The 19,135-nt window shown below is 43.8% G+C and carries 18 protein-coding genes; 15 read left to right on the top strand and 3 right to left on the bottom strand.

Annotated features, from left to right (window positions below; genetic code table 11):
• The first annotated feature begins 112 nt into the window (after window positions 1-112).
• From nuoE to ACLI1A_RS08365, 10 genes are all read left to right on the top strand, one after another.
• Window positions 113-655 carry an NADH-quinone oxidoreductase subunit NuoE gene (gene nuoE, locus ACLI1A_RS08410; RefSeq protein ID WP_411408090.1) on the top strand — a complete coding sequence of 181 codons (543 nt, stop codon included), beginning with the start codon at window positions 113-115 and terminating at the stop codon, window positions 653-655.
• A 2-nt stretch (window positions 656-657) separates the two neighbouring features.
• Complete coding sequence (nuoF, locus tag ACLI1A_RS08405; RefSeq protein WP_411408088.1) at window positions 658-2,025, top strand: NADH-quinone oxidoreductase subunit NuoF; 1,368 nt, start codon at window positions 658-660, stop codon at window positions 2,023-2,025.
• A gap of 124 nt (window positions 2,026-2,149) precedes the next feature.
• On the top strand, window positions 2,150-3,193 hold the full coding sequence (locus ACLI1A_RS08400) for a 2Fe-2S iron-sulfur cluster-binding protein (protein WP_411408086.1): 1,044 nt from the start codon (window positions 2,150-2,152) through the stop codon (window positions 3,191-3,193).
• A gap of 58 nt (window positions 3,194-3,251) precedes the next feature.
• Window positions 3,252-4,292 carry an NADH-quinone oxidoreductase subunit NuoH gene (gene nuoH, locus ACLI1A_RS08395; protein ID WP_411408084.1) on the top strand — a complete coding sequence of 347 codons (1,041 nt, stop codon included), beginning with the start codon at window positions 3,252-3,254 and terminating at the stop codon, window positions 4,290-4,292.
• Between the two features lie 51 nt (window positions 4,293-4,343).
• Window positions 4,344-4,889, top strand: coding sequence for an NADH-quinone oxidoreductase subunit NuoI (gene nuoI, locus ACLI1A_RS08390; RefSeq protein ID WP_411408082.1), 546 nt, complete (start codon window positions 4,344-4,346; stop codon window positions 4,887-4,889).
• Between the two features lies 1 nt (window position 4,890).
• The gene (locus ACLI1A_RS08385) at window positions 4,891-5,394 is read left to right on the top strand and encodes an NADH-quinone oxidoreductase subunit J (RefSeq protein ID WP_411408080.1); all 504 of its coding nucleotides are present in this window, start codon (window positions 4,891-4,893) and stop codon (window positions 5,392-5,394) included.
• 1 nt (window position 5,395) lies between these two features.
• Complete coding sequence (nuoK, locus tag ACLI1A_RS08380; protein ID WP_411408078.1) at window positions 5,396-5,716, top strand: NADH-quinone oxidoreductase subunit NuoK; 321 nt, start codon at window positions 5,396-5,398, stop codon at window positions 5,714-5,716.
• A 6-nt stretch (window positions 5,717-5,722) separates the two neighbouring features.
• Entirely contained in the window at window positions 5,723-7,609 is a 1,887-nt protein-coding gene (gene nuoL / locus ACLI1A_RS08375) for an NADH-quinone oxidoreductase subunit L (RefSeq protein WP_411408076.1), read from the top strand.
• Window positions 7,610-7,618: 9 nt separating this feature from the next.
• Window positions 7,619-9,064 (top strand): complex I subunit 4 family protein, encoded by a 1,446-nt coding sequence (locus ACLI1A_RS08370; protein ID WP_411408074.1) that lies wholly within the window; start codon window positions 7,619-7,621, stop codon window positions 9,062-9,064.
• Window positions 9,064-10,506 (top strand): NADH-quinone oxidoreductase subunit N, encoded by a 1,443-nt coding sequence (locus ACLI1A_RS08365; RefSeq protein ID WP_411408072.1) that lies wholly within the window; start codon window positions 9,064-9,066, stop codon window positions 10,504-10,506. Before ACLI1A_RS08370 ends, ACLI1A_RS08365 begins: the two co-directional genes overlap by 1 nt.
• A gap of 80 nt (window positions 10,507-10,586) precedes the next feature.
• Here ACLI1A_RS08365 and ACLI1A_RS08360 read toward each other — a convergent pair whose 3' ends face one another.
• Window positions 10,587-11,333: an NUDIX hydrolase gene (locus ACLI1A_RS08360; protein ID WP_411408070.1), complete on the bottom strand. Its 747-nt coding sequence runs from the start codon at window positions 11,331-11,333 to the stop codon at window positions 10,587-10,589.
• Between the two features lie 403 nt (window positions 11,334-11,736).
• Window positions 11,737-12,489: an SDR family NAD(P)-dependent oxidoreductase gene (locus ACLI1A_RS08355; RefSeq protein WP_411408068.1), complete on the bottom strand. Its 753-nt coding sequence runs from the start codon at window positions 12,487-12,489 to the stop codon at window positions 11,737-11,739.
• 173 nt (window positions 12,490-12,662) lie between these two features.
• Between ACLI1A_RS08355 and ACLI1A_RS08350 the strand changes: the two genes are divergently transcribed.
• From ACLI1A_RS08350 to ACLI1A_RS08340, 3 genes are all read left to right on the top strand, one after another.
• The gene (locus ACLI1A_RS08350; protein ID WP_411408066.1) at window positions 12,663-13,223 is read left to right on the top strand and encodes a Crp/Fnr family transcriptional regulator; all 561 of its coding nucleotides are present in this window, start codon (window positions 12,663-12,665) and stop codon (window positions 13,221-13,223) included.
• Between the two features lie 72 nt (window positions 13,224-13,295).
• Entirely contained in the window at window positions 13,296-13,889 is a 594-nt protein-coding gene (locus ACLI1A_RS08345) for a Crp/Fnr family transcriptional regulator (protein WP_411408064.1), read from the top strand.
• A 61-nt stretch (window positions 13,890-13,950) separates the two neighbouring features.
• The gene (locus ACLI1A_RS08340; protein ID WP_411408062.1) at window positions 13,951-14,448 is read left to right on the top strand and encodes a hypothetical protein; all 498 of its coding nucleotides are present in this window, start codon (window positions 13,951-13,953) and stop codon (window positions 14,446-14,448) included.
• 183 nt (window positions 14,449-14,631) lie between these two features.
• Here the strand turns inward: ACLI1A_RS08340 and ACLI1A_RS08335 are convergent, their stop codons facing one another.
• A complete protein-coding gene (locus ACLI1A_RS08335; RefSeq protein WP_411408060.1) occupies window positions 14,632-15,186 on the bottom strand; it encodes an REP-associated tyrosine transposase in 555 nt (184 codons plus the stop codon).
• A 1,592-nt stretch (window positions 15,187-16,778) separates the two neighbouring features.
• Between ACLI1A_RS08335 and ACLI1A_RS08330 the strand changes: the two genes are divergently transcribed.
• Both ACLI1A_RS08330 and ACLI1A_RS08325 read left to right on the top strand, forming a co-directional pair.
• Window positions 16,779-18,080 (top strand): cytochrome ubiquinol oxidase subunit I, encoded by a 1,302-nt coding sequence (locus ACLI1A_RS08330; protein WP_411408058.1) that lies wholly within the window; start codon window positions 16,779-16,781, stop codon window positions 18,078-18,080.
• Window positions 18,081-18,083: 3 nt separating this feature from the next.
• Complete coding sequence (locus tag ACLI1A_RS08325) at window positions 18,084-19,109, top strand: cytochrome d ubiquinol oxidase subunit II (protein ID WP_411408056.1); 1,026 nt, start codon at window positions 18,084-18,086, stop codon at window positions 19,107-19,109.
• Window positions 19,110-19,135: the final 26 nt, after the last annotated feature.

Genomic DNA, 19,135 nt, shown 5'->3' with positions numbered 1-19,135 from the left:
TATTTTAAATTATAAATTTTAAATTATGAATTACGAATTAAGGATGGCACTGTCATTTAAAATTTAAAATTCAACATTTAAAATAAAAAATAGAACATAGAAGAAAAAGAGTATGGAAGTTAGTCACATACATCAGGACATAAACATTACGCCCGAGCTTTCGGCAAGGATAGAAGAGCTGTGCAGCCACTACCCTGCCGAAAAAAGGAAAAGCGCGCTGCTGCCGGTACTGCATGAGGTACAGGACAAGCACGACAACTGGCTTAGCGTACCACTACAGGATAAAGTAGCCGAAATACTGGGCATAAAACCTATTGAGGTGTATGAGGTGGTTACCTTTTATACCATGTTTAATCAAAAGCCTATAGGTAAGTACATGTTTGAGTTTTGCCGCACATCGTGCTGCATGGTTCGCGGTGCCGAAAACCTTATGGACTATACCTGCCAAAAGCTGGGTATAAACGTGGGCGAAACTACCCCCGATGGTATGTTTACCGTAGTAGGTGTAGAATGTTTAGGTGCCTGTGGTTATGCTCCTATGCTTCAGCTGGGCGACTACTACTACGAGAAGCTGGATACCGCTAAAATGGATCAGCTGATTGAAGACTGCCGCGCGGGCAAAATAGATTTACATAAACTTTCCATTTCGCAATAACAATGGGACAAAAGATATTATTAGAGCACGCTAACGTACCGGGTATAAAAACCTATGAGGTGTACCGCCAGCATGGTGGGTACCGCTCGGTAGAAAAAGCGCTTAAGAGCATGACGCCAGACGAGGTGGTGGAAGAAGTAAAAACCAGCGGCCTTCGTGGTCGTGGTGGAGCGGGTTTCCCTACCGGAATGAAATGGAGCTTTATAGACAAGAAATCGGGCAAGCCACGCCACCTGGTGTGTAATGCCGACGAGTCTGAACCGGGAACGTTTAAAGACCGTTACCTTATGGAGTACATCCCTCACCTACTGATTGAGGGTATGATAACCAGTAGCTACGCACTGGGCTGTAACCAAAGTTACATATACATCCGTGGCGAATACATGTGGGTATACCGCATACTGGAAACTGCTATTAAAGAAGCTTACGCAGCCGGTTGGCTGGGTAAAAACATACTGGGCACAGGTTGGGATTTAGACCTTGCTGTACACTGCGGTGGCGGTGCCTACATTTGTGGTGAAGAAACTGCACTTATAGAGTCGCTGGAAGGTAAGCGTGGTAACCCGCGTATAAAGCCACCATTCCCTGCTATTAGCGGTTTGTGGCAAAACCCTACCGTGGTAAACAACGTAGAATCTATAGCCGTAGTGCCGTGGATTGTAAACAATACCGGAGCAGAATATGCTAAAATAGGTATTGGCCGCAGTACAGGTACTAAGCTAATTTCGGCATCGGGCCACTGTAAAAACCCGGGCGTTTACGAAATTGAGCTTGGCCTTAGCGTAGATGAGTTTATGAACTCAGACGAATACCTGGGCGGTATGATGGACGACCGTCCGCTTAAGGCACTTATCCCCGGTGGATCTTCGGTGCCTATCCTTCCTGCTCACCTTATCTTTAAAAATGCCGAAGGCGGCGACAGGCTTATGAGCTACGAATCACTTTCTGAAGGTGGTTTTGCAAGCGGCTCTATGCTGGGTTCGGGCGGCTTCATTGTATATAACGATACTACCTGTGTGGTACGCAATACCTGGAACTTTAGCCGTTTTTACCACCACGAAAGCTGCGGACAGTGTTCGCCATGCCGTGAGGGTACCGGATGGATGGAAAAAGTACTGCACCGTATAGAAACAGGCCACGGCCGCGAGGAGGATATCGACCTATTGTGGGACATTCAGCGTAAGATAGAGGGTAATACCATTTGCCCACTTGGCGATGCTGCTGCATGGCCGGTAGCTGCTGCTATCCGTCACTTTAGGGAGGAGTTTGAATACCACGTGCGTTTCCCTGAAAGGATTAAAGATAAAGACCACTTTGTACACGAACCTTTTGAGAAGGTAAGGCACCTTGTGGCAAAACAAACAGTTTAATTAAGTCATAAAGTCTGAAGTCTGAAAGTCGTAAAGACAGCTGATTTCAAAAATATAGGTTGTAGTGTACATGCCGATGGGAAACCTGAAACATGAAACATGAAACTTTCAAACCAAAATTCTGATGAAAGTAACAGTAGACGGCCAGGAAATAGACGTAGAACCAGGAACCACCATCCTGCAGGCTGCGCGCAAAATAGGCGGCGAAAGTGTTCCGCCTGCCATGTGCTATTATTCTAAACTAAAAGGAAGTGGTGGTAAATGCCGTTGCTGCCTTGTAGAGGTAAGCAAGGGTAGCGAAGCCGACCCACGCCCTATGCCTAAGCTGGTAGCCTCTTGTGTTACCGGTTGTATGGACGGCATGGAGGTAAAAAGCATCACTTCTGAAAGGGTGCTTGATGCGCGTAAGAGCGTTACCGAATTCCTGCTTATAAACCACCCGCTCGATTGCCCTGTGTGCGACCAGGCCGGTGAGTGCGACCTGCAAAACCTTAGCTTTAAGCACGGTGCTGCCAAAACGCGCTTTATTGAGGACAAACGTACCTTTGAGCCTGAGAACATAGGCCCGAACATACAGCTACACATGAACCGTTGTATACTGTGCTACCGTTGTGTAATGACGGCAGACCAGCTTACCGACGGACGTGTACACGGCGTACTGAACCGTGGCGACCATGCCCAAATTTCTACCTACATAAGCAAGGCGGTAAACAACGAGTTTTCGGGTAACATGATTGATGTATGCCCTGTAGGTGCCCTTACCGATAAAACCTTCCGCTTTAAGCAAAGGGTATGGTTTAACAAGCCGTACAACGCACACCGCGATTGCGACAAGTGCTGCGGTAAAACCACCCTATGGATGTTTGGTAACGAAATACAAAGGGTTACAGCACGTAAAGACGAATTCCACGAGGTAGAGGAGTTTATTTGTAACGAATGCCGTTTTGACCATAAAGACGTAACCGACTGGACAATAGAAGGCCCACGTAAGTTTGAGAAAGATTCGGTTATTAACCAAAACAACTATACCCGCAAGATAGAGCCGGTAAAAATAGGCACCGAAAAACACATACTACTGGGCAGGGACGCAGACCGCCATAAGATAAGTATGACCGAAGTACCCCTGAAACCGGAAGAAGCACAAGTATTAAAAAAAGGGAACTATTAAAAACCCTTTGAGGAACGAACAGGAAAAAAACCTGAAACCTTAAACTTTAAACAAAGAAATGGACACCGCTATTATTATAGAAAAAAGCGTTTTCATTGTGGTAATTTTTGCCATAACCATGCTTTTTGCCATGTACGAAACACTGGCCGAGCGTAAAATTGCCGCCTGGTTTCAGGACCGTATAGGCCCTAACCGCGCCGGTAAAGGTGGTATACTACAACCACTTGCCGACGGCCTTAAGCTGTTTGCCAAGGAAGAATTCTTCCCGAATACGCCAAACAAGTTCCTGTTTATTGTAGGGCCGGCAATCTCTATGAGTACAGCGCTAATGACCAGCGCCGTAATTCCGTGGGGAAAAAGCCTTACCATTATGGGTCGCGAAGTACAGCTACAGGCTACTGATATTGATATTGCCATGCTATATGTATTTGGTGTACTATCAGTAGGTGTGTATGGCATTATGATAGGCGGATGGGCCTCTAACAACAAATTCTCGCTGATGGGTGCCATGCGTGCTTCATCTCAAATGATATCATACGAAGTAGCCATGGGCCTTGCGCTTATAGCCCTTGTAATGATGGACGGCTCACTGAGCATACGCCACATTGCCGAAGGACAGCACGGGTTTAAGTGGAACGTGTTCTACCAGCCGGTAGGGTTCCTTATCTTCCTGGTATGTTCGTTTGCAGAGACTAACCGTACCCCGTTTGACCTTGCCGAGTGTGAGGCCGAGCTGATAGGTGGTTACCACACAGAGTATTCGTCTATGAAAATGGGCTTCTACCTGTTTGCCGAATATGCTTCAATGTTCATCAGTTCTGCCATCCTTTCTATACTGTACTTTGGTGCGTATAACTATCCTTTTATGGATGAGGCTGCGGCTGCACTGGGTAGCAACATTGCTAACATCATTGGTATATTTGTACTGTTTGGAAAAATATGCTTCTTCATATTCTTCTACATGTGGGTACGCTGGACGATACCAAGGTTCCGTTATGACCAGCTGATGAGGCTGGGCTGGCAGATGCTTATACCGCTGGCTATTGTAAACATTGTTATAACAGCTATTGTTATTCTGTTTGCCGACGGGCAACTATAATTTAGAGTAAGATAAAGATTTGCCCCCCGGGGCTAATAAAGATAAATAGAGATGTCAATAGAAACGCTATCATTATCGGGACGCAAGAAAGAGGTTTCAAACAAGAAGATGAACTTCTGGGAGAGCCTTTACCTTGTGGCTATAGCTAAGGGACTTAAGATTACCCTGAGCCACCTTTTTACCCGTAAGGTTACTATTAAATACCCAGACGAAAAGCGCGAGCTAAGCCCGGTATACCGCGGCCGCCACATGCTTATGCGCGATGACGAAGGACGCGAGCGCTGTACTGCCTGCGGACTGTGTGCACTAAGCTGCCCGGCCGAAGCCATAACCATGAAAGCTGCCGAGCGTACACCTGCCGAAAAGCACCTGTACCGCGAGGAAAAATATGCCGAGATATATGAAATAAACATGCTTCGTTGTATTTTCTGCGGACTGTGTGAGGAGGCTTGCCCTAAGCAGGCTATTTACCTTACAAAGAGCCAGGAATGGGTACCGTCTCAAAGCCAGAGGGAAGATTTTATCTTTGGTAAAGACAAGCTGGTAATGCCGCTTGAAGCAGCCATTAGGAACACTCAAACTCAGACAGCAAGCTAAGATGATAACGTTATTTTACATACTATCGGCCATTACTATTGCTACGGCTCTGCTTACCATCCTTAGCAAAAACCCTATTCACAGCGCCATCTACTTAGTACTTTGTTTCTTTTCTATAGCAGGGCATTACTTTATGTTTGATGCAGATTTCCTTGGTATAGTACACATTATAGTATACTCGGGCGCCATCATGATCCTTATGCTGTTTACCATAATGCTTATGAACCTTAACAAGGAAGACGAACAGCACAAACCCATACTATCGCGCGTGGCAGCTGCCGGTGCAGCAGGGCTTTTAGGCCTTGTGTTGCTGGCTACTTTTATAAAATCGCAACCGGTAATAAACGGGTACGAAGCTTCGGGCAAGGATTTCCAGAGCATTAAGGTACTGGGACAGGTATTGCTAAACGAGTACATGGTACCGTTTGAGTTTGCCTCTGTACTGCTGCTTGTATCTATGATAGGTGCAGTATTACTAAGTAAAAAAGAACACATCAACAGCTAATATGGAAAATATATTACAGCAAATAGGCATTGAAAATTACCTGCTGCTTTCGTCAGTACTGTTCTGCATAGGGGCATTCGGGGTACTTTTCAGGAGAAATGCCATCATCATGTTCATGTCTATAGAAATTATGCTAAACGCAGTAAACCTGCTTCTTGTAGCATTTTCTACCTACCACCAGGATGCCAGCGGACAGGTGTTCGTATTCTTTTCCATGGCGGTAGCTGCTGCCGAAGTTGCCGTGGGGCTTGCCATACTGGTAGCCATATACCGCAACCTGAAAAACATTGATATTGATAACCTCAAGAACCTAAAAGGATAACGCCCGATGGATAATAATTTGGCCTTACTACTCTTAATAATACCCTTTTTAGGGTTTCTTTTCAACATTCGTTTCGGGAAAAGACTCGTACATAATGCAGCGGGCTGGATTGCCACCATTGCCATTGCTGCGACTTTCGGTATTACCCTTACCTTCTTTTTACAGGTGCTGGGCGACGGACAACCCGTAAAAATCAATGTAGCCCCATGGCTTACGCTGGCTAACTTTACCGTAGATTTCAGCTTCCAGCTGGATCAGCTTTCGCTGCTGTGGTTAATGTTTGTTACCGGTATAGGTACGCTTATCCACATGTACTCTATCAGCTACATGCACGATGACGAAAACGTACACAAATTCTTTGCTTACCTAAACCTGTTTGTATTCTTTATGATTACGCTGGTTATGGGCAGCAACCTATTAATAATGTTCATTGGCTGGGAAGGCGTGGGGCTTTGCTCGTACCTGCTTATCGGCTTTTGGCACAAAAACCAGGATTATAATGATGCCGCCAAAAAGGCGTTTATTATGAACCGTATAGGTGACCTTGGTTTCCTTATAGGTATCTTTATCCTTGCTTACCTGTTCCATACTACAGAATACGACGTAATTAAAACCGAGCTTAACAACGGTTGGAAATACGATACGGCATGGCTTACCATAGCTACACTGTGCCTGTTTATAGGTGCATGTGGTAAAAGTGCCCAGCTACCACTGTACACCTGGTTACCGGACGCGATGGCGGGTCCTACCCCGGTATCGGCACTGATACACGCGGCTACCATGGTTACCGCAGGTATATTTATGATAACAAGGCTAAACTTCCTGTTTAACCTTACCCCTGATGTGCTTGAAGTAATAGCCATAGTAGGTGCTGTAACATCATTAGTAGCGGCTGCTATAGGCCTTGTACAAACCGATATTAAAAAGGTATTGGCATACTCTACCGTATCGCAGCTGGGGCTTATGTTCCTTGCATTAGGTTTCGGTGCTTACGAAATTGCCGTATTCCACGTAATAACACACGCGTTCTTTAAGGCATGTTTATTCCTTGGTTCGGGTTCGGTTATCCACGCTATGGGTGGCGAACAGGATATGCGAAACATGGGCGGCCTACGCAAAGTAATGAAAGTTACCTTTGCTACCTTCCTTATTTCTACCCTTGCCATTTCGGGCTTACCACCATTCTCAGGGTTCTTCTCTAAAGACGAAATACTAATGACCGCTTTCCACCACAACCCTGTGCTGTGGGTTATCGGTTCATTAGCTTCTATAATGACGGCGTTTTATATGTTCCGCCTGCTGTACCTTACATTCTATAAAGATTTCCGCGGTACAGAAGAGCAGAAACACCACCTGCACGAATCGCCTGCTCTTATTACCTTCCCGCTTATAGTGCTTGCTATCCTTGCACTTGTGGGTGGTGCTATAAGCCTGCCGGGACATAGCTGGCTAAACGAATACCTTGCCCCTATAATGGCACATCCTGCAGCCCACCACGAACTGGGTACTACAGAGTATGCATTAATGGGTGTAGCAGTAATAGGTGCACTGATAGGTATAGGCATTGCTTATACAAAATACAACAGTAAAGGTGAAGTACCGCCTGCCGATGCAGAATTTGCAGGACTTAGCAAAGTGCTTTACAATAAACTATACGTAGACGAACTGTATATGGCCATTATCGTGAAACCGATATACGCTATAGGCAGCTTCTTTAAAAATGTTACCGAAGTGGCCATCTCGGGATTGGTGTTTGGCCTGGGCAAGCTTGCCGGTATACTGGGCAGCGAGGGCAAAACACTGCAAAACGGCAGCGTAGGTTTCTACCTGCTTGTATTTGTACTGGGCGTGTGCTCTATACTTGGCTATATATTCCTGTTTCTGGCAAAATAATTTACACTGATGAACGTAGCATTAATACTAATCATTTTACTTGTAGGGGCGCTGGCCACCTGGTTTGTAGGCGACAAGTTTGCCTCTAAAGCAGCGCTGTTTTTCAGTGTGGCTGCATTTGCAGTTACGCTTGGCGTAATCTATCTATTCACCCAAGACCAAACGGTAAGTTTCCACTTCCTGTGGTCAAGGAAACCGCATATTGTTTTTGGCCTTCAGGCCGATGGGCTTAGCCTTACCATGACGGCACTAACCACGGCACTTACGCCTATTATTGTGTACTCGTCATTTGGTAACCTGTTCCCGCGTACGCGTACCTTCTATGCACTGATACTGCTTATGGCCGCTGCCATGGTGGGTTCATTCCTTGCTGTAGACGGTATTGTTTACTACATTTTCTGGGAAGTATCGCTTATCCCTATCTACTTCATAGCACTTACATGGGGTGGTGGCGATGCCGAAGAACGCAAAAAAGCAATTATCAAATTCTTTATATACACATTTGCAGGCTCGCTGTTTATGCTGTTTGCTTTTGTGTACCTGTACCAAAAGTCGCACTCGTTCCTTAACCTGCACCTGTATGCGCTTAACCTTTCGGCTAAAGAGCAGCAGTGGATTTACTGGGCATTCTTCCTGGCGTATGCCATTAAGACCCCTATAATACCGTTCCACACATGGCAGGCTAATACGTACCAAAAAGCCCCGGCTGTAGGTACCATGCTCCTTTCGGGTATTATGCTAAAGATGGCACTGTTCAGCATCGTGCGTTGGCAATTGCCTATAACGCCGTTTGCGGCCGAGCAAAACAAGTTTATTGTAGTAGGCCTGTGCCTTGCAGGTGTTATCTATGGTTCTATACTGGCGCTTAAACAAACAAACATAAAGAAACTGCTTGCGTATTCATCGCTGGCGCACGTAGGCCTTATTGCAGCGGGTGCTTATACCCTTACTACCGATGGTATTCGTGGTGCGTTTATACAAATGCTGGCTCACGGCTTTAGCGTAGTAGGTTTATTCTTTGCTGCCGAAGTTATAGAGCGCCGTTACGGCACACAGGAAATAGCCGAAATGGGTGGTATACGCCCTCAGGCTCCTAAGTTTGCCTCTATGTTTATGATACTGGTTATGGCTTCTGTAGCCCTACCGGGTACCTTTAGCTTTGTAGGTGAATTTGAGTTGCTGTACAGCCTTGCACAAGCACACATAGCGCTTGCCGTAGTGGGTGGTACTACCATAATACTGGGTGCATTTTATATGCTAAGGATGTTCCAGCAGGTAATGCTGGGCGAAACAAACGCTAAGCCATTTGCCGATGTTACCTTTAGCGAAGGCCTTACTTTTGTGATCATTATAGCTGTGCTGATATTCTTCGGTCTTCACCCGAAACCGATTACCGATTTTATACAGCCGGAGATAGAGAAAGTTTTATTTTACATAAACCGATATAATTCATAATGGAGATCTTAATAGCTATTGCAGGATTAGGTATTTTTTGCCTTGTAGCTGAAATTTTTAACCTGAGGAAAGCCATAGTACCGGTTACGGTTATAGGGCTCCTTATTGCGCTTGTTTATGTAGCATTAAAAATTAGCGGCCAGGCAGAAACACTATTACCGGGGCTTCAGTTAAATGAGGCTGCGCTAAACAATATGTTCATCAGCACTAAGTACGGCCTGTTTTTTACAGGGCTGTTTATAGTACTGGCGGCATTCCTTATTTCGCTTACGCCAAATTTCCACAGCGAGCACAAGGCTAAGATATCTGATTTTGTATCGATAAAAATATTCCTGCTTACCGGTGCCATAGCACTTGTAAACTTTAACAACCTTTCTATGTTCTTCCTGGGCATAGAGGTATTGTCTATAGCGCTGTACGTACTTGCTGCAAGCGAACCGAAAAACGTAAAAAGTAACGAAGCCGGTATGAAATACTTCCTTATGGGATCGTTTGCATCGGGCTTTATCCTGTTTGGTATTGCACTTATATATGGTGCTACAGGCTCGTTTGACCTTACTTACATAGGCACGCTTAACCGCGAAGCACTAAACTCATGGTTTGCCATGGGTTCTATGATGATATTCATTGGCCTAATGTTTAAAGTGGCGGCTGTGCCGTTCCATTTCTGGGCACCGGACGTATACGAAGGTTCGCCTGCGCTTACTACCGCTACCATGAGTACCCTTGCCAAAGTAGCTGCCATGGGTGCTTTCTTTAAACTGGTTGTATCGCTTAACCCAAAACTTTCAGGGTACATAACTACCATAAACATTGTTGCTGTGTTGTCTATGATAATAGGTAACCTTATAGCACTGAAGCAAACCAATGTAAAGCGTATGCTGGCTTACTCCGGTATAGCACACGCGGGTTATATGCTGCTTGCCCTTCAATTTGTATCGCAAAGCGAAGCCGAGTTTAACCTGTTCTACTACGCGGCTGCTTATGCCCTTGCCGGTATTGCTGCCTTTGCAGTAATAATAAGCGTTGTAAAACTTAAAGGCAACGAGGAAATAACCAGCTTTAACGGTTTTGGTAAAAAACAGCCACTACTATCGGCTATACTTACGGGTTCACTGCTTTCTATGGCGGGTATCCCGGTATTTGCAGGTTTTATGGCTAAAATGTTCCTGTTTACACAGGTACTGGAAAAAGGCCATTTCAGGGACATCAGCTTTATGCCTACGCTTATCCTGATAATATTTGCCGTAATAAGCTCTATAATCAGTGCGGGCTACTACTTTAAAGTAATCATAGCCATGTACACTAAAGATGAAGAGCCTACTACAGAAGCTGTACCTGCCAAAGTACCTTTTGCATACGCAGCTGTAGCAGTACTTGCCATAGCGCTGAACCTTGCAATTGCTTTGTTCCCGCAGGCACTGGAATACTACTGGAGGTAAAATCTACACCTATATAAACAGAAAGAGCGCTTAATAATAAGCGCTCTTTCTGTTTATAGGTAACATTAAGTTTTTAGTTTTTACCAGCCCTCTTTAAGTCCGTCCTCAAGCGCAGCAGTATAGCGCTCCAGGTTAAACTTATACAGGTTAGGCGACTTATGTGCTCCTCCCCTGCGCGGTTCGGGCATTTTATCAAGAATGTCGTAAGCCATCATCTTGCGGTAAAAGTTACCACGGTTTAGCTGCTTGCCCAGTATGGCTTCATACAGGCGTTGCAGTTCGGGCATGGTAAATTCCTCGGGCAGCAGGTTGTACCCCACCGGCCTGAAGTTTAATCCTCGGCGTATTTGTATCAGCGCTTCGCATACTATGCCTTTGTGGTCCATAATAAGCTCCGGCAAAGCATCCAGGTCCTTCCATTCGCACGCATCCGAATACTCATCCATAATAGGCTGCACCGCACTGTAATCTACCAGTGCAAAGAAGCCCACGGTTAAAAACCGTTGTTTGTGCCACAAATCTTCCGGATAACCATCAAAAAAGGCTTCCGAACGTTGTAAACCGCTAAAAATACGGAATTGTTGCAGGTATACGTTTGGCACCCCGGTACGTTCCTGTAAAATACGGGTAGCTGCATGTTCCAGCTCCTCGTCTTTACCCAGGTAACCGCCCGGCAGCATCCAGTATTGCTGGCCTTTCATACGGGTAAGCAATACTTTCAAGGAACCGCCATGAAACCCAAAAACCACACAATCTATAGATATATGAGGTAAAAAGGCACCATGTGCTTCCTTGCTTTTGGCAATAAGCAAATCTTTAATCTCCATTTAAAAAACATTTCCCACTTCAAATAAAGATGTTTTTTTATTGAATACGAAATTTTTACAACTTTTTTTATTTGGCAAAATGTTGAAAAAATCTAAATTTTAAGTTTTAACCTACAAATAATAACCGGGTTACCGATTTTAACAAAAAAATATTGCTATTAACGAAAATATATTTTTTCATAATTATGTTTTTTAACAAAAACATTGAGTATTCAGAAATAATTTAGTATGTTTACAACACTAAGTAGTTTAGGTAAAAACTATTAGGGGGCACAAACGTCCGGGAGAAATGATTGTGCCCCGTTTTTACAATTTAAAATAAGTAGTGCTATTTTAAACAAAAGGAGGCATCGCGCGTGGTAACGTGAGCCTCCTTCTTTTATAAACAAAAACTGCTAATTTTTTACACTGCCGTATATCCTCCGTCTGCTATAAAATAACTTCCGGTAGTAAACGACGATTTATCCGAACTTAAAAAAGTAACAAGATCAGCTATTTCCTGAGGTGTACCCAGGCGGTTCATACTCGATTTTGCTGCAATACCCGCTTTCATTTCGTCGGTAAGGTTAGCATCCAGTAGCGGAGTGGCTATATAACCGGGACCTACGGCATTACAGCGTATACCTTTTTGGCCATACTCCACGGCAATATTTTTGGTAAGCCCCACAACACCGTGCTTGGTAGCTGTATAAGCCACACTCATAGGTGCTGCCACGGTACCGTGTATACTGGCTATGTTTACAATACTACCGCCACCGTTTTTCATCATCTGTTCCAGTTGGTAATGGCATGCATAAAACACACCGCTCAGGTTTACGGCTATAACCTTATCCCACCCATCCAGCGGATATTCTCCGGTAAGCGCAGCAGGGCCTCCTATACCGGCATTGTTGCAGGCTACATCGAGCCTGCCGTATTTGGCCACAATAGCTTCAACGAGCTTCTTGTTATCCTCGGCTTTACCCGAATCTGATTTAATGAAAAAAGCTTCGCCACCGGCAGCTTTAATTGCAGCCACGGTTTCTTCGCCATGGGCTTCGTTAATATCGGTTACAACCACTTTAGCGCCTTCTTTGGCGTAGGTTTCGGCAATGGCGCGTCCTATGCCCGATCCGGCACCAGACACCACAGCCACTTTATCTTTAAGTAATGACATAATACTTGTTTGTTAAAAATTGTACAATAAAGTTACGGAAAAATTAGTCAATGCTTATTTTTGAAGCCTTGATTTGACAGAAGTTTAACAATGTTAAAACATTTGTAACAATCCATGTACACTCCACACACTTTATTTGTAATTTTGTGATACATCCCATTACTGCAAACCACATGTCGTTCAGCAAATTAAGAAGTTACCTGAGCACTAAGGCCACCTTTACCCCGACCGACCTCAACGCGGTAGAAAAAGTATGCGTATACCGCAGCCTTGCCGCAGGTGAAAAGCTTGTAGTACCCGGCGATTTGTGGCAATACAATGCTTTTGTGGCCAGTGGGCTGGCGCGTGAATACCTTATAGATGTTTGGGGCAATGAAAAAACCATACTGTTTGCCCCCGAAAACCACTGGACCGGCGATAGGGAGAGTTCACTTACCGGAAACCCCGCAACATTATTTGTAGAAGCCATAGTACCCACAGATTTTGTACTGATACAGCGCGATGATTTTGAAAAATTATGCGTATCGTTAGCTCCGTTTAGCGACTTTATGGACAACCTGATACAGCGAAACATTAACGCAAGGGCAAAACATTTACAAAACCAGCTGCTTACAGACGAGCAGAAAATAGAAGCTTTTAAAGCCAAATACCCCACAGTAGGCCACAGAGCACCGCTACACATAATAGCTACATACCTGGAAATGGATGAAGCAACCTTAAAAAAATATTTTTAAGAAAGCTTTAAGAAAAAACGTACTCTGTACACTTAATTTTTAGTAATTTCAATGTATCCAAACTAAAAACCAATGTTCGAACTGTTTAAAGATTATCTGCTTAGCAAAGTATACCTCACTGCAGCCGAGCTGGATGCAATAGAACGTGTATGCGAACAACACACCATACCCGCAGGTGAAACGGTTTTTACCGAGGGCAGTTACTGGTTTTACAATGGGTTTGTGTGCAGCGGACTGGTGTACAAACACACCCTGGACCTGGATAACCAACTAAAAGTAATAGGTTTTAGCAGTGAAAACTACTGGGTGGGCGACCGCAAAAGCCTGCTTACACAATCGCCCATGCCGTTTACCGTAACGGCACTGGAAGACACCACCCTTATATACATAGAAAACAACGTTTTTGAGCAGCTGTGCATAGAAATACCTGCGTTTAACGACATGACCGAACTACTGGTACAACGCCATATAGAGGCCATGCAAAAACAAATAGCCGACCACATGGTACTAAGCGATGAAGAACGCTACGCCGCTTTAATGAACAAAAGGCCCACGCTTTGCCACAGGGTGCCCCCTGCCCTTATAGCATCGTACCTGGATATATGCACCGAAAGCATGAATACCCTGATAAACGGCATACCCTGGCCGCAAAAAAGTAAGGGGTAAATACGGTAAACCGGATTATTGCATGGGTTGAAAATGAGGGGATTGGGTTAAACATATTACAATGGCAAGAAGATTAGAACTATCAAGAAAATTTGATTACCGTAATTTCGTGATGTTCAATTTTGATTTTTACGGAGTGTTGTTATATTATGCCTACACAATCAATCAAGATTCCGCATTTTTGTTATTTAAAGCTACTCAAAGTGAATACAATTATAAATTAGGTTATGAATTACCAATAGATGATTCAACAAGCGATAAAGAAGTTTTTATTTCTATAGATTTATTTTCTGAAGTTGTGGATTTTATAAATGACTTAATTATCCCTTCTCTCGAAAATTTACCTTACGATCAGGATATAACTCAAATTTGGGGTGTAGGATCAAGTTTAGATACATTTTTGCAGTGTAAAGGAGCCTTTTTTTTGAAATTTATTGTAGATGATATACAAATTAATGATTACTCTATTGGAACTTTAATAGATAAATATAACCAGATTTCAATTTTTATAGCGGAAGCATATGATGATAATGAAAAATACAATGTTGTTATTGAATAGTTATATATCCACGGTATCGGGTTTGCTTTTATAATAATCACGGATTTCATCCGAGGGCATGCCCGAGCAGACAAAGCGAATCCGCGTTATCGTGATTGGCCTGAAATAGGTGTATTAAGGCTGCTAATTTTACATTCCTGCTTTGATGGCGCGGATTTGCAATCCGTGCCTTACTATGTCAAACTAAAACAAGTTCAGTAATATCACATCTAAATCATTATCCAATTCTGCATAGTTCCTTGCCGAACTGAAATAATAATCTTCGGGGTTGGCAACTATTTTTTCTTCAACGGGATTATTATGGATGTAATCTACCTTTTGCTTTATAAACCAGTTAGATTGTACAATTTCAGCATGGTAACCATCTTGCCAAACCTTATACTGTTGCGGCCTTTTTAAATGCCCGCATGCGTCATGGAAAAATTGTAAAAGCCACTCTTTCCTGCTTTCAGGTTCATTAATAATAGAAGCAACGATTTTTTTAGAAGTAAATTTTTTAAAATCCCGCATTACATCGGCTAATATAAAACCGTTCGTAGCCTTACAAATCATGTGTAGATGGCTTGGCATAAGGCAGTATGCGTAAATTTCGAGCCCTTTGTGGCTTTGGCAATATTTTAGGGAATCAATAATATTGTACTTTTGGTTCAGCCGGGTGAATACATCTACCCAACCTACCGTAGTAATGGTAACAAAATAAGCCTCCTCGGTTGTAGGTGCCTTGTATTTGGTTGACATAATGTTGTTTGGTTTTTGTAAAGATAATGTTTTAAGCACGGATTGCAAATCCGCGCTATCATGATTGGACTGGAGTAGGACTGATATTAGTATTAATTTTTCGTCCCTGCTTCGATGGCGCGGATTTGCAATCACTAGTGTTCGAAACATGAATTTTGTCCGTTAGTAAACCCCGGAGGGGTGGAATTTCAACGGCAACAATGCAAACCCATAGCCCACGACCGTTTGAGGCTGTAGCATCGATGGCGCGGATTCATAATCAGTGACTATCAAATGGTTTAAGTGTTTAGTTGCTGTTATATTAAGAACGGGTTACAAATCCGCGCTATCTGGGTCAAGAAGTCTACCATGCGGCCGCTCTCCCGTCCGCTCTCGCTACCGTGATGTTCAATTGTTTGTAAATTATCTGCCAAATTTAATTTGTGTTTTTCAAACATTCAAAAACAGCATAATTACTTTTAAACTATATGGATATTAAGCTGAGCAAGTAATTTAACGCTGCCAATTTCATACCGACAATATAGAATTTGTTAGTTCTGAAATTTTTTTATAAAAATGAAAAAAAATTACAACTTTAATTTTTTTTTGATATAATTGTTAAAGTCATTGTCAAATATGAGAGATATTCGACTAAGTGTAGCAAATAATCGTTGAAATGCATAAGTAATCGTTGAGATGCAATTGGTTTAATTAAAAAATCTATTTATATTTGAGACGTACCAATAAAAAGCCCCGCAGAATGCGAGGCCTTAATTTAATTTTTTTTGCCTTTATCACGATGATAGTCACGTTCGTGCTTAGCAATTAATAAAATGTGGACTAAAACAAGTCCCCAATCCATAATAACATTAACTTCCATGCTTCACAGTTTTGAAGTTAAACAAGCAGAAAAGCCGGGAGTACCAGTCCTGGTTTTTCTATTTTAAAGGTAATCGTTGCTTAGTATTAATACTATATCCATCAAAATTTGAGTACTAAAATACTTATTTAGTACACATATATGATTTCTGACTTAATTTTTTTGATGTCAAAATTTATGATAATGTAAACATTAACGATAATTTTTAAGTTTACTTTTTGTGATTTTTATCTTTTTTTGATTTAATTATTATCGTAGAAATGATAAAATTTATAAAGGAAGTAAATTCTTTATCTAATCTTTATTACTTTCGGCTTTGCCAGGTCTGGCAACTCGGCTACACTCTTTCTACTAAGTAATTTACTTCATTGTATTTTGGTCTTTATCATTGCCTTTGCAAATGATATTTGCTTATACAAGTTTACTGCAAGCAATAAAATTTGGGTAGAATAATGTTTATTGCAATACTATTACTATTCCATTGCACAAACCGATAGCACAGATTTGCAAATCCGCGCCATCGCTTGTTACGCCGAATACAAACACATTAAAAAACCACCCCGCCTTGCGGACACCCCTCTGAGGAAGGGGAATGCTCACTCATGCCTGTAAAATTTGCGAAAATCATGTAAACCAGTGTTATCTGTGTTCCAAAAAAATCAATAAAAAAATCCTCCCATCGCATCGTTTTGTGCCCTACCTTTATGCTGCCTTAAATTAAACCCCTCCTCCAATGGATAATTTAGATGCCGCACGAATGCAAATGGCATTCACCCTCATTTTCCACATAGTATTTGCCTGTATCGGTATGGTAATGCCCTTTTTTATGGTGCTTAGCCATGCCAAATACCTCCGCACCCGCCGCCCCGAGTACCTTACGCTTACCAAGGCGTGGCAAAAGGGCGTGGCCATATTTTTTGTCACCGGTGCCGTATCGGGTACCGCGCTGTCGTTTGAGTTGGGGCTGCTGTGGCCGGGCTTTATGAAGTACGCTGGCCCCATCATAGGCATGCCATTTTCGCTGGAAGGCGCTGCCTTTTTTATAGAGGCCGTAGCCCTGGGCTTTTACCTCTACGGCTGGAACAAGATACCCGAGCGTTTTCACCTCATTACGGGGATTATCGTAGGTATTTCGGGGATAACCTCGGGCATACTGGTGGTGTCGGCAAACAGCTGGATGAACAGTCCCGCCGGGTTCGATTACGTAAACGGGCAGTTCCTCAACATAGACCCTGTAAAAGCCTTTATGAACGATGCGTGGTTCAGCCAGGCGCTCCACATGACGCTTGCCGCCTTTGCCGCCACATCGTTTGCAGTAGCGGGCATCCACGCATGGCAGATTTACAAAGGCCGAAACACGCTGGTACACAAAACGGCGTTTAACATAGCCATAGTGTTTGGTGCCATAGCGGCGCTGCTGCAACCCCTGAGTGGCGACCTTTCCGCTAAGGACATTGCCCACCGCCAACCCGTAAAGCTTGCTGCCTTAGAGGCGCATTACGAAACCGAAAAGGGCGCGCCGTTGTATATAGGCGGTATCGTGGACGAAAAGAACAAAACGGTTTCCCATAAAATAGAAATCCCAAAAATGCTGTCGTTCCTGGCCTTTGATGATTTTGACGCTGAAGTAAAAGGTTTGAACGATTTCCCTGAAGAAGACCATCCGCCGGTAGCCATTACGCACTATGCCTTCCAGGTCATGGTAAGCCTGGGCGGACTGCTGGCTTTTGCCGCCGTTATCTTCCTTATCAGCCTTAAAAAGAAATCATGGCAGGGCAATGCACGCTACTGGCTGTTTTTTGCCATAATGGCTCCCATAGGTTTCCTGGCGCTTGAAGCAGGGTGGATTGTAACCGAAGTAGGCCGCCAGCCGTGGATTATACATAACGTTATGCGCACCAAAGAGGCCGTAACGCCCATGCCCGGCATGGTGTACAGTTTTTATATGTACATAGTGCTCTACAGCGTGCTTACCGTAGCGGTGGGTTGGCTTATGGCGCGCCAGATTAAAGTGTTGAACCAGCAAACTGCCTAAGCCATGTTATACGTAGTATTATTATTTGTAGTCCTTTCGTTTTTCCTTTACGTGCTGCTGGGTGGTGCCGATTTTGGTGCGGGTACCCTGGAGCTGTTTAGCGGACCCGACCATAAAAAGAGCATCAAAAAAACCGTGTACAGTGTTATGGGACCGGTGTGGGAGGCAAACCACATTTGGATCATCATCCTCATTGTGGTACTGTGGATAGGCTTTCCGGAGTTTTATAACGTGGTAATCATTTATATGCACATTCCGCTTACGCTGATATTGCTGGGCATTACCCTGCGTGGTGTGGCGTTTGTGTTCCGTCATTACGATGCTATTAAAGACCATACCCAAAACCTGTACGACCGTATGTTTGAGTTCAGTTGCCTGGTTACGCCCATCTTCCTTGGCATGACCTTTGGCGCTTTACTTAACGGCGATGTACAGACTTTAGAGCAGGCACCCAATGCTTCGTTTGTAGAACTGTACATTCACCCGTGGTTACAGCCGTTTCCGTTGTTTACGGGCTTCTTTTTTAGTGCACTGTGCGTGTTCCTTGCGGCTACGTTCCTGATAGGCGAAGCAAAGGATTACGAAAAGCGTATGTACATGCGCAAGGCTGCCGTGGCTATTATTGCTGTGGTGGTCATTGGCTTTGCCACCATACTTATAGGTTATGTACAGGGCAATGAGTTTACCAATGAGTTTATAACCAATCCGCTGGCTATAGGTGCCGTGGCACTATCGGGCATACTGCTGTACCCGCTGTGGAAGGTAATCCGCATAGGGCGCGTTATCTGGAGCAGGTTCCTGGCCGGGCTTCAGGTGTTGCTTATATTGTTTGCCGCCATAGGTACGCACTTCCCTAACCTTATCATTACAAAACAAGGTCCCATAAGCCTGCTGAACCACACGGCTCCTGAGCGCGTTATGGATGTTTTGGGCGGAAGCCTTATCATAGGCGGGGCGCTGATTATTCCGGGGCTTATCCACCTGCTGAAATCCTTCAGGATGATAAAAGTGCTGGAGGAGAGGGATTAGTTTTTTGGTGGATTTGTTAATTTGTG

It is taken from the genome of Flavobacterium sp. RHBU_3 (assembly GCF_046613565.1).
Taxonomy (GTDB): Bacteria; Bacteroidota; Bacteroidia; order Flavobacteriales; family Flavobacteriaceae; genus Flavobacterium.
Note: the sequence above shows the minus strand (reverse complement) of the source record. Positions and strands in the feature narration are given on the sequence as shown.

What these genes read in the sequence shown, in the direction of transcription:
- ACLI1A_RS08350 (WP_411408066.1), top strand. Translation starts at nt 12,663, where the DNA reads ATGTCGTTCAGCAAATTAAGAAGTTACCTGAGCACTAAGGCCACCTTT.
- ACLI1A_RS08355 (WP_411408068.1), bottom strand. Translation starts at nt 12,489, where the DNA reads ATGTCATTACTTAAAGATAAAGTGGCTGTGGTGTCTGGTGCCGGATCG.
- ACLI1A_RS08340 (WP_411408062.1), top strand. Translation starts at nt 13,951, where the DNA reads ATGGCAAGAAGATTAGAACTATCAAGAAAATTTGATTACCGTAATTTC.
- nuoH (WP_411408084.1), top strand. Translation starts at nt 3,252, where the DNA reads ATGGACACCGCTATTATTATAGAAAAAAGCGTTTTCATTGTGGTAATT.
- nuoK (WP_411408078.1), top strand. Translation starts at nt 5,396, where the DNA reads ATGGAAAATATATTACAGCAAATAGGCATTGAAAATTACCTGCTGCTT.
- nuoI (WP_411408082.1), top strand. Translation starts at nt 4,344, where the DNA reads ATGTCAATAGAAACGCTATCATTATCGGGACGCAAGAAAGAGGTTTCA.
- ACLI1A_RS08385 (WP_411408080.1), top strand. Translation starts at nt 4,891, where the DNA reads ATGATAACGTTATTTTACATACTATCGGCCATTACTATTGCTACGGCT.
- ACLI1A_RS08335 (WP_411408060.1), bottom strand. Translation starts at nt 15,186, where the DNA reads ATGTCAACCAAATACAAGGCACCTACAACCGAGGAGGCTTATTTTGTT.
- nuoL (WP_411408076.1), top strand. Translation starts at nt 5,723, where the DNA reads ATGGATAATAATTTGGCCTTACTACTCTTAATAATACCCTTTTTAGGG.
- ACLI1A_RS08345 (WP_411408064.1), top strand. Translation starts at nt 13,296, where the DNA reads ATGTTCGAACTGTTTAAAGATTATCTGCTTAGCAAAGTATACCTCACT.
- ACLI1A_RS08325 (WP_411408056.1), top strand. Translation starts at nt 18,084, where the DNA reads ATGTTATACGTAGTATTATTATTTGTAGTCCTTTCGTTTTTCCTTTAC.
- ACLI1A_RS08400 (WP_411408086.1), top strand. Translation starts at nt 2,150, where the DNA reads ATGAAAGTAACAGTAGACGGCCAGGAAATAGACGTAGAACCAGGAACC.
- ACLI1A_RS08360 (WP_411408070.1), bottom strand. Translation starts at nt 11,333, where the DNA reads ATGGAGATTAAAGATTTGCTTATTGCCAAAAGCAAGGAAGCACATGGT.
- nuoE (WP_411408090.1), top strand. Translation starts at nt 113, where the DNA reads ATGGAAGTTAGTCACATACATCAGGACATAAACATTACGCCCGAGCTT.
- ACLI1A_RS08330 (WP_411408058.1), top strand. Translation starts at nt 16,779, where the DNA reads ATGGATAATTTAGATGCCGCACGAATGCAAATGGCATTCACCCTCATT.
- ACLI1A_RS08370 (WP_411408074.1), top strand. Translation starts at nt 7,619, where the DNA reads ATGAACGTAGCATTAATACTAATCATTTTACTTGTAGGGGCGCTGGCC.
- nuoF (WP_411408088.1), top strand. Translation starts at nt 658, where the DNA reads ATGGGACAAAAGATATTATTAGAGCACGCTAACGTACCGGGTATAAAA.
- ACLI1A_RS08365 (WP_411408072.1), top strand. Translation starts at nt 9,064, where the DNA reads ATGGAGATCTTAATAGCTATTGCAGGATTAGGTATTTTTTGCCTTGTA.